Here is an 8901-nt window from a genome sequence, read left to right on the forward strand (position 1 = left end):
GGGCACGTCGCCGGAGCGTCCCCCCTCGGGATCCCAGGAGTACTTGGTATCGCACCAGCGGCAGCCGACCGAGCAGCCCTGCAGCCTGACGAACACCGCGGGGAGGCCGGCCGTGGCTCCCTCGCCCTGGATCGAGTAGAAGACCTCGGCGATCCGGCCCGTGAGGGTCCGAAGCTGAAGCTCCATGAGTCGGGCAAATGGTAGCACGGATTTACCACTTGCCCGACGCGCCGGGGCTCTGGTATAAGGAACGCGCATCGGAAAGGAGGCCTTTCATGAGCCTGACCGATTCGCTCCAGCGTGATCGCTTGATCGTCGTGGCCGTGGACAAGGCCGCCGGCCGCCTCCGGGTGAAGGGCGAGGCAGAGGTGTGCACGGATCTGGCCTGCGGGGGCACCGTGATCGTCACCGAGGAAGGCCGGACCCAGGATCTCGGCGAGATCAACGAGGGTGACATCGTCACCATGGACGTGAAAGACGGCCGGGCCCGGGAGATCCGGGTGGTGCGGCGCGTCTACGACGAGTACTCCAGCCCCGAGTGGTAGGCGCCCCGGCGCCCGTTCCCTGATGCAATCGTGACCCCGGGCCCACGCTCGGGGTCATCGTGTCTCTGGCCTGTGTCTCTCAGGCGATCCCCGTGTGGATCGTCACCGACCCCATCCCGAGCCGCCGATAACGCACGCCGCGGAGTCCCACCTCCGCCATGAGCCGTGACAGCTCGGGCGGGGAGAGGAAGCGGTCGACCGACTGGGGCAGGTAGGTGTAGGCCTCGCGGTCGCGCGCGATGAGGCGGCCGACGCTCGGCACCACGCGGTGGAAGTAGAAGCGGAACAGGGGGGCGAAGCCGGGAAGCGTCACCTGGGTGATCTCGAGGGCGACGACCCGGCCGCCCGGCCGCGTGACGCGCCTCATCTCGGCGAGGCCCTGGCGAAGATCGGCGAGGTTCCGGAGCAGGAAGGCTGAGGTCACGCACGCGAAGCTCCGGTCCTCGAACGGCAGCGCCAGCGCGTCGGCCGCCGCCAGGTGGATCCGCCGCGCCCCCGCCGCTCGCCGCACCTTGTCGCGGCCCACGCTGAGCATTCCGAGCGAGAAGTCGGCGCCGACGATGGCGCGATGCGGGTGCAGCTCGGCCAGCTCGAGGGCGAGGTCGGCCGTCCCGGTGGCGAGGTCGAGGGCGGGCCCATCCGGGATCGGGATCGTCTCGCGCGCCGTCGCCCGCCGCCACGAGTGATGCATGCCGAAGGTCATGACGCCGTTCATGAGGTCGTAGTGCCCCGCGATCCGCGAGAACATCTCGCTCACGAAGCGCGCCTTGTCGGGCCCGGCGCCCAGCTCCGGCGTGGCCACTAGAAGCTCCACCGCCCGCCGAGCACGGCGGCGAGCAGGATCAGCGCGATGTAGCCGTTCACGTTGAAGAAGGCCCCGTCGAGGCGGGAGAGGTCGCGCGGCGACACCAGCGAGTGCTCGTAGACGAAGAGGCCGGCCACCGCCAGGACGCCGAGCCAGTACAGCGGTCCAAGCCCCATCGTCCAGCCGAGCGCGACGAACGCCATCACGGTGAGCGCGTGGCACGCGCGGGCGGTGACGAGCGCGGCGGGGATGCCGAAGCGCGCGGGCACCGAGTGGAGGCCCTCCGCCCGGTCGAAGTCCACGTCCTGGCACGCATACAGGAGATCGAATCCAGCGATCCACACGGTGAGAGCGAACCAGAGGAGGAAGACCGGCGGGTCGAAGGCGGCCCGCACGGCGATCCATCCGCCGGCGGCGGCGATGCCGTCGGTGAACCCGAGGATCCAGTGCGAGAGCCAGGTGAAGCGCTTCGTGTAGGAGTAGCCGACGAGGAAGAGCACGGCGAGGGGAGACAGGACGAGACAGAGCGGGTTGAGCATGGCCGCCGAGACGACGAGGAGCGTGGCGGCGGCGGCGGCGACGGCCGCCATGCCGGACACGGTCAAGAGACCAGCCGGGAGATGGCGCGCCCGCGTCCGGGGGTTCCGCGCGTCGATCACGCGATCGGCCAGGCGGTTCACCGTCATGGCCAGCGTGCGCGCTCCCGCCATGGCCAACGTCACCCACAGCGCGACCCGCCAGCCCGGCCAGCCGTCGGCGGCGAGCACCATCGAGACGTAGGCGAAGGGCAGGGCGAAAACGGTGTGCTCGAACTTGATGGCGTCGACGAAGTGGCGCAGCGTGCTCACGGCCGATGCTGGCTCAACGTGGATCGAGGCCGTAGTCCTTCCAGCGCCGCTCGACGAGCGACCGGATCTCCTCGCTCATCACGATCTCGTCGGGCCAGGGCTGCTCGATGCCGTCCGTCGCCGTCTTCTCGGTGGCGTCGATGCCCATCTTGCCGCCGAAGCGGTGGCGGAGGGCCGCGTGGTCGAGATCGTCCATCGGGCCGTCGAGGAGCACCACGTCGCGCTTGGGGTCGATGTTGCCGGTGGCGCGCCAGGCGACCTCGGAGAGATCGTGGACGTTCACGCGCTCGGACACGACCACGATGGTCTTGGCCAGCATCATGAGCCCGAGGCCCCACAGCGCGTACATCACCTTGCGCGCGTGCCCCGGGTAGCGCTTTCGGATGGAGACGATCACGAGGTTGTGAAACACGCCCTCGGCCGGCATGTTCATGTCCACCACCTCGGGCAGCAGCAGCTTGATGATGGGCAGGAAGATGCGCTCGGTGGCCTTGCCGAGCCAGTAGTCTTCCTGGGGCGGGCGGCCCACCACGGTGGTCGGATAGATCGGGTTCTTCCGGTGGGTGAGCGCGGTGAGGTGGAAGACGGGATACTCGCGCGCCAGCGAGTAGTAGCCGGTGTGATCGCCGAACGGCCCTTCCCGGCGGCGCTCGCTCGGGTCCACGTAGCCTTCCAGCACGATCTCGGCCTGAGCCGGGACCTCCAGGTCGACCGTGCGGCACCGCACCAGCTCGACGCCGCCGCCCCGCAGCCAGCCCGCGAAGACCACCTCGTCGATCCCGGGCGGCAGCGGCGCCGACGCCGCGTAGATCAGCGCCGGATCGCCGCCCAGCGCGATGGCGACCTCCATGCGCGCCGCTCCCGACGCCTCTTCGGCGCGCCGGTGGTGCTCCGCCGAGCCCTTGTGGGTCTGCCAGTGCATGCCGAGCGTGCGGTCGTCGAAGACTTGCAGGCGGTACATGCCGACGTTGCGGCCACTCGTGACGGGATCGCGCGTGAACACGCAGGGCAGCGTGATGAAGCGCCCGGCGTCGCCGGGCCAGCAGCGGAGCACGGGAATGGCCGCCAGCGAGGGGTTGGCCGTTTCCACCACCTCCTGGCAGGGCGCATCGGTGACCCGCCGGGGCGCCGCCTTGACGACGTCGATCAGGGATCCCAGCTTGCGCAACCGCTCGGCGAAGGTGCCCGGCAGTCGGAGGTCGAGGAGCTTGGCGGCGCGCTCGCCCAGCTCGTCCAGCCGCTCGAGGCCGAGTGCCCACGCCATCCGCTCGGCCGACCCGAACGCGTTGACGAGCACGGGCATGTCGAACCCCTCCACCCGCTCGAGCAGCAGCGCCACGTTCCGGTCAGCGGCCCCCTTGGAGACGCGGTCGGTGATCTCGGTGATCTCGAGATCGGGCGAGACGGGGACGGTGACCCGATGCAGGCGGCCGCGCTTGTCGAGGTGGTCGACGAACTCGCGCAGGTCGCGCCAGGCCATCGCTCAGCGATCCACGCGCTCAGTCGGAGTAGAAGGCGGCGACTAGCCAGCCGGCCAGGACGGGAAAGGCGAGGCTCGGGATGACGCGCACGGCGACGAAGTGCCAGCCCATGAGCGGCGCCTCCCAGGCGATGATGCGTTGCATGCCGAAGAGCGACCACGAGGTCATGTAGGCGACCAGCGGCGGCAGGGCCATGCCTGAGTTGGCGAGCGCGACCATGAATGGCACGCTCACCATCGGGCCGCCAGGCGTCAGCACGCCGGCCAGGGAGGCGATGAGGATGGCCCGGAGCCCGCTCTCGCGTCCGAAGTAACGCGTGACGACCTCCTGCGGCACCAGGACTTGGAGCAGGCCGGCCAGGAGCATCGCCGGGACCAGGCGGGGCAAGATGAACCAGAGCATCGAGAAGCCGTTTCGGGCCCCGATCCAGGGCAACCCGGGGTCTTTCAGATACGCGACGACGGCGAGCGTGGCGGCGAGCACGAACAGGACGATCGTCGCGGGATCCAGCGCAGCTCGCATCGCGGCTCCTTTGACGGAATCTCGGCCGCGCACATTATTACACAGGGGCGTGCCGAGACGCGGATGCCGATGCGCCTGCCTAAAGGCGCGGCAGGATTCGAGGCGGTCATGCCGAGGCCGCTAGATTGCGCCGGCGCAGGTAGTCGAGGATGTTCATCCAGTCTACGGGCTTGATGAAGACGGCGTCCGCGCCCGCCTGCCGGGCCCGGGTGACATACGGCTCGCCGTAGCCCGTGATGACCACGACGCGCGTGTGTCTCGCCGACCCCGCCCGGATCTGCCGGATGAGCACGTCCCCGGGGATGTCGGGAAGCCCGAGATCGCTGAGCACGATGTCGAACTCACGCTGGCCGACCAGGTCGACGGCCTCACGGCCGCTCCCGGTGGCGACAACCTCCGCCCCCTCGGAGCGGAGGAGGACGGTCAGCACCTCGCGGATGTCGGGGACGTCCTCGACGAGGAGCACTCGCACCGTTTGCAGAGCGGGGGGTCGCTGCGCCGCCACGCGGAAGCCTCCTTCGGAGGACGGGCAGCAAGGGCGATGCCAGTCAGTTTATACTTTTAGGGCTATGCGCCGTTTCCTTGGCGTGGCATGGGCAGCGCTGACGGGACGCCGCGGCGCCCCCGACGTGCCGCACCCGGCGACGGCGGCGCCCCCCCCGCTCCCGGGCGGCGATGTCCTCACCAGCCTCGTCGACACGATGGACGATGCCCTCGTCGTCGTCGATTCCCACCTGAACGTCGTTCATTGGAACGCGGCGATGGAACGCCTGACCGGCCTGGCCCGCGCGGGTGCGCGCGGCCGCAATCTGCGCCGCCTCGTCCCGATGCTCGACGCGATCGCCTTTCCTCAGTATCTGCGGCGCGCGCTCTCCAGCGAGTCGACCTTCACGGCCCAGGTCGCGCCGGACGCCTGGGTGGAGGCACGTTGCGTCCCCCTGCGGGATGCAGTCGGGCGCGTGACGGGGGCCGCGGGATTCCTGACCGACATGACCGAGCGCATCCGGCGCGCCGTCTTCGTGCGTGCGCTGGAAGCGATCGGCCGCTCACTGACCTCATCGCTCGATCTCAACGAGGTGCTCGACACCATCGTCGACAAGGCGCTGGAGGTGATGGGCGCGGACTCCGCCCTGGTGGTCTCCTGGGACGGCCAGGCGCCCGAATTCCGGGTCATGCGCGCCGCCGGCCGGTTGAGCGACCGCTACACGGCGGCCGGGACCATCCCGGTCGGAGGAGGACCGATCAGCCGCGTCGTGCTGGAGTCGCGCCCAATCGCCACTCCGAACATCCTCCAGGACCCGCAGCTGTGGGTGACGCCGGAGCGCCGCGCGCAGATCGAGCGGGAGGGATTCAGGGCGGTCGCCGCCGCCCCCCTCGCGTCGAAGGGACGCGTGCACGGCGCTCTCGTGGTCCATTACTGGGCCGAGCGCACCGTCGACAAAGACGAGCTGATGGCGCTCACCCGCCTGGCCGAGCAGGCCGCGCTGGCCATCGACAACGCGCGCCTGTACGCCGACGCGACGCGGCGGGCCGAGCGGCTGCGGGAGCTGGCCGAGGTGGAGCGTCTGGTCGCGGCGTCGCTGGACCTCGACGATGTCCTGCGCCGCATCGCCGAGGCCACGGCGCGGCTGGTGGAGGCGCCGGTGGTTCACCTCTGGACCGCCGAGCCCGGAGCGCGCTTGCTGCGTCTGCGCGCCTGGAGCGTGCAAGCCAACCTGCCCGACGTGCAGATGCCGGCCACGCTCGCGTTCGGCGAGGGCATCACCGGCGCCGCGGCCGAGCGCGGCGAGCCGGTCTTCGTGCCGGACGCGGGCCAGGACCCGCGCGTGCGCCTGCTCGGATGGTGGCGGGAGGCGGGGCTGGGGACCATCCTCGCGGTGCCGCTCCTGTCGGGCGAAACGCTCCTCGGCGTGCTGACGGTGCGGGCGCGCTCGGGCGCGCTGGCGGCCGCCGAAGACCAGGCGCTCATCACGTCGCTGGCGGGCCGGGCTGCGCTGGCCATGCAGAACGCCCGCGCCTACGCGGAAGCGGTGCGCCGCGCCGCCCGCCTGCGCGACCTGGCCACGGTGACCCAGTCCATCACCTCGTCGCTCGACACCAGCGACGTGATGCAGCGGATCGTGGAAGCCGCCGCCGGCATGCGACCCGGCGCCCTGGCGGCGGTCCACGTCTTCGATCTCCAGCGGGAGACGCTGCGCTTCGCGGCGTACTCCAGCCCCGAGCTGCGCGCGTTTCCCGACGAGTTTCCGGCCGCCGCCGGCCTCCCCGGCCTGGTCTTCACGCAGCGACGACCGGTGCTGATCCCGGATCCGCTCGACCACCCGCGGACGCTCGCGCCGGAGTGGTGGCGGCAGCGGGCGGGGGCGAGCTACTACGGCCTGCCGATCATCGTCGGCGAGACGTTCGTCGGCATCCTCGATTACATCCTTCCCGAGGGATCGCCGGACGGGGAGGAACAGGAGGCGCTCCGCCTGCTGGCCGCCTCCGCCGGGATCGCGATCCGCAACGCCTCGCTCTATCAGGCGGAGCGGATGCAGGCCGAGCGGGTCGGGGCCCTGGCGGCGATCAACCAGCGCATCTCCAGCGCCCTCGACCTCGACGAGCTGCTGCGGATGATCGCGGAGTCCGCCGCCTCCCTGACCGGGGTCAAGCACGCGCTGTTCTGGCTGGCCGACGACGAGCGCCGCACCCTCGCCGTGAAGGCCGGCTCCACCCCGGGCCTCGCCGAGGACTTCCCCCAGCCGGTCGTCGGCTACGAGCTCGGCGGCGTGGGGTGGGTCGCGCGCCATCGCGCGCCGCTTGTCATTGACGACGTGCTCGGCGACGAGCCCCGCGACGATCACGCCTGGTGGCGACGCTGGGGCATCAGCGCCTTCGCGGGCTATCCGATCATCGCGGGCGACGAGCTGCGCGCGGCTCTCGTGCTCTGCCACTCCGAGCCGATCCGGTTCACCGAGGAAACGCGTCAGGTGGTCGACATGTTCATCGCTCAGGCCACGCTGGCGTTCGAAAACGCCCGCCTCTACGCCAGCGCGCGCGACAGTCTCGCGCGCCTCAAGGAGACGCAGGCCCAGCTCGTCCAGGCGGCCAAGATGTCGGCGCTGGGCCAGCTCGTGTCCGGCGTCGCCCACGAGCTGAACAACCCGCTCAGCGTCATCATCGGATACGGCCAGCTCCTGCTGAACCGCGCCGCGCCCGAGGTGCTGCGGCGCCCGGTGGAGCTGATGGTGGAGCAGGGCGACCGCATGGGCAAGATCGTGAAGAACCTCCTCTACTTCGCCCGGCAGCGCCCACCCGAGCGCGCCCCCGTGGACCTGAACCAGGTGATCGATCAGGCGCTGGCGCTGCGGCTCAACCAGCTCACGCTGTCCGGCATCGCGGTGGAGCGGGAGTTCGCCGGGGGCCTGCCGCCCGTGCTGGCGGACGCGCAGCAGCTGCAGCAGGTGTTCCTCAATCTGCTCCTGAACGCGGAGCAGGCCCTGGCCCCCAATGGCGGTGGCCGGATCGTCTTCCGCACCAGCGTCGTTCAGGGCGGCCGCACGGTGCGCGCCGATGTCGTGGACAACGGGCCGGGGATCCCGGCCGACATCCTGCCTCGGGTGTTCGAGCCGTTCTTCACGACGAAAGAAGTCGGCGTCGGCACGGGCCTGGGCCTCTCCGTGTCGTACGGCATCGCCGAGGAGCACGGCGGTCGCCTGAGCGTCGAGAGCGAGCCGGGCGACACCGCGTTCGCCCTCGAGTTGCCCGTCGGCACGCCCGTGGCCGCGGCGCGCGCGCCGGGCGCGCCGGCGCGGTCGGCTTTCTTCGGGGACGGGCGGGTCGCGCTCGTGGTGGATGACGAGGCGGGCGTCGTCGATCTCGTCGTGACCGTCCTGCGCGAGACCGGATGGCGCGTCGACGTGGCCCCCGGCGGTCGCCTGGGGCTCGAGCGCGTGCGGCAGCGCCGCTACGACCTGGTCGTGTCCGACATGCGCATGCCGGACGGGGGCGGCGAGGAGTTCTACCGCAGCGCGATCATGGCCGACCAGGCCCTGGGCGGCCGCTTCCTGTTCATCACCGGCGACACGGCCAACGTGCAGGCGTGGGCCTTTCTCAAGCGCGCGCGCCTGCCGGTGCTCGAAAAACCCTTCACCCCCGATGTGTTCCTGGAGGCGGTGCGCCGCGTCGCCGGCTCATTGACAGCATCGGGGCTACGCGCGTAGTAGAGAAGGGGATGACCAAGGCCGAGCTGGTCGCCGTCATGGCGAAGACGTCGGGGGGTTCCAAAGCGGCGGCGGAGCGCGCGATGAGTGCGTTCCTGGCGGGGATCGTGGACTCGCTCCGCAAAGGGCGCAAGGTCACGATCAGCGGGTTCGGCACCTTCGTCGTCAGCAAGCGCGCGGCGCGGAACGGCCGCAACCCCCGGACGGGCAGCACGATCAAGATTCCGCCCGCCAAGGTGCCGCGCTTCCGGCCCAGCCGCGCCCTGAAGACGGTGGTTCGTTGACTTCACCAGGAGCGTGTGTTGTAATGCGGTGCGTTACGCGTTGGGGGATCGTCTAGCGGTAGGACGCGTGGCTCTGGACCACGTAGCGGGGGTTCGAATCCTCCTCCCCCAGCCACATTCTCGCCAGCCTCGTCGGCTGGCCCCATCGTCTAGAGGCCCAGGACACGGCCCTCTCAAGGCTGAAACACGGGTTCGAATCCCGTTGGGGCCACCA

9 protein-coding genes and 2 tRNA genes are annotated in these 8901 nt (G+C 70.7%); 5 read left to right on the forward strand and 6 right to left on the reverse strand.

Annotated elements, in window-relative coordinates:
• A partial coding sequence (locus VGV13_16775) for a 7-carboxy-7-deazaguanine synthase QueE (protein ID HEV8642746.1) occupies positions 1–186 on the reverse strand: 186 nt, incomplete at its 3' end.
• Between the two features lie 89 nt (positions 187–275).
• On the opposite strand from VGV13_16775, the gene VGV13_16780 reads away from it, so the two are divergent.
• Entirely contained in the window at positions 276–545 is a 270-nt protein-coding gene (locus VGV13_16780; protein HEV8642747.1) for a hypothetical protein, read from the forward strand.
• 79 nt (positions 546–624) lie between these two features.
• Here VGV13_16780 and VGV13_16785 read toward each other — a convergent pair whose 3' ends face one another.
• The 5 genes from VGV13_16785 to VGV13_16805 all read right to left on the reverse strand — a co-directional run bounded on the left by VGV13_16785 (position 625) and on the right by VGV13_16805 (position 4706).
• A complete protein-coding gene (locus VGV13_16785; protein ID HEV8642748.1) occupies positions 625–1347 on the reverse strand; it encodes a ubiquinone/menaquinone biosynthesis methyltransferase in 723 nt (240 codons plus the stop codon).
• Positions 1347–2198, reverse strand: a complete 852-nt coding sequence (locus VGV13_16790) for a UbiA-like polyprenyltransferase (GenBank protein HEV8642749.1) — start codon at positions 2196–2198, stop codon at positions 1347–1349. Before VGV13_16790 ends, VGV13_16785 begins: the two co-directional genes overlap by 1 nt.
• A gap of 13 nt (positions 2199–2211) precedes the next feature.
• On the reverse strand, positions 2212–3678 hold the full coding sequence (locus VGV13_16795; GenBank protein HEV8642750.1) for a menaquinone biosynthesis decarboxylase: 1467 nt from the start codon (positions 3676–3678) through the stop codon (positions 2212–2214).
• A 19-nt stretch (positions 3679–3697) separates the two neighbouring features.
• A complete protein-coding gene (locus tag VGV13_16800; protein HEV8642751.1) occupies positions 3698–4201 on the reverse strand; it encodes a permease in 504 nt (167 codons plus the stop codon).
• 106 nt (positions 4202–4307) lie between these two features.
• On the reverse strand, positions 4308–4706 hold the full coding sequence (locus VGV13_16805; GenBank protein ID HEV8642752.1) for a response regulator: 399 nt from the start codon (positions 4704–4706) through the stop codon (positions 4308–4310).
• A gap of 82 nt (positions 4707–4788) precedes the next feature.
• Here VGV13_16805 and VGV13_16810 point away from each other — a divergent pair, with 82 nt between their 5' ends.
• The 4 genes from VGV13_16810 (at position 4789) to VGV13_16825 (ending at position 8901) form a co-directional block, all read left to right on the forward strand.
• A complete protein-coding gene (locus VGV13_16810; protein HEV8642753.1) occupies positions 4789–8403 on the forward strand; it encodes a GAF domain-containing protein in 3615 nt (1204 codons plus the stop codon).
• An 11-nt stretch (positions 8404–8414) separates the two neighbouring features.
• Positions 8415–8687, forward strand: coding sequence for an HU family DNA-binding protein (locus VGV13_16815; GenBank protein ID HEV8642754.1), 273 nt, complete (start codon positions 8415–8417; stop codon positions 8685–8687).
• 41 nt (positions 8688–8728) lie between these two features.
• A tRNA-Gln gene (locus VGV13_16820) sits at positions 8729–8802 on the forward strand.
• A 23-nt stretch (positions 8803–8825) separates the two neighbouring features.
• A tRNA-Glu gene (locus VGV13_16825) sits at positions 8826–8901 on the forward strand.

It is taken from the genome of Candidatus Methylomirabilota bacterium, from assembly GCA_036001065.1.
Classification (GTDB): Bacteria; Methylomirabilota; Methylomirabilia; order Rokubacteriales; family CSP1-6; genus MNEF01.

Coding starts and splice junctions, on each gene's coding strand:
- VGV13_16780 (HEV8642747.1), top strand. CDS start 276: ATGAGCCTGACCGATTCGCTCCAGCGTGATCGCTTGATCGTCGTGGCC.
- VGV13_16815 (HEV8642754.1), top strand. CDS start 8,415: ATGACCAAGGCCGAGCTGGTCGCCGTCATGGCGAAGACGTCGGGGGGT.
- VGV13_16800 (HEV8642751.1), bottom strand. CDS start 4,201: ATGCGAGCTGCGCTGGATCCCGCGACGATCGTCCTGTTCGTGCTCGCC.
- VGV13_16795 (HEV8642750.1), bottom strand. CDS start 3,678: ATGGCCTGGCGCGACCTGCGCGAGTTCGTCGACCACCTCGACAAGCGC.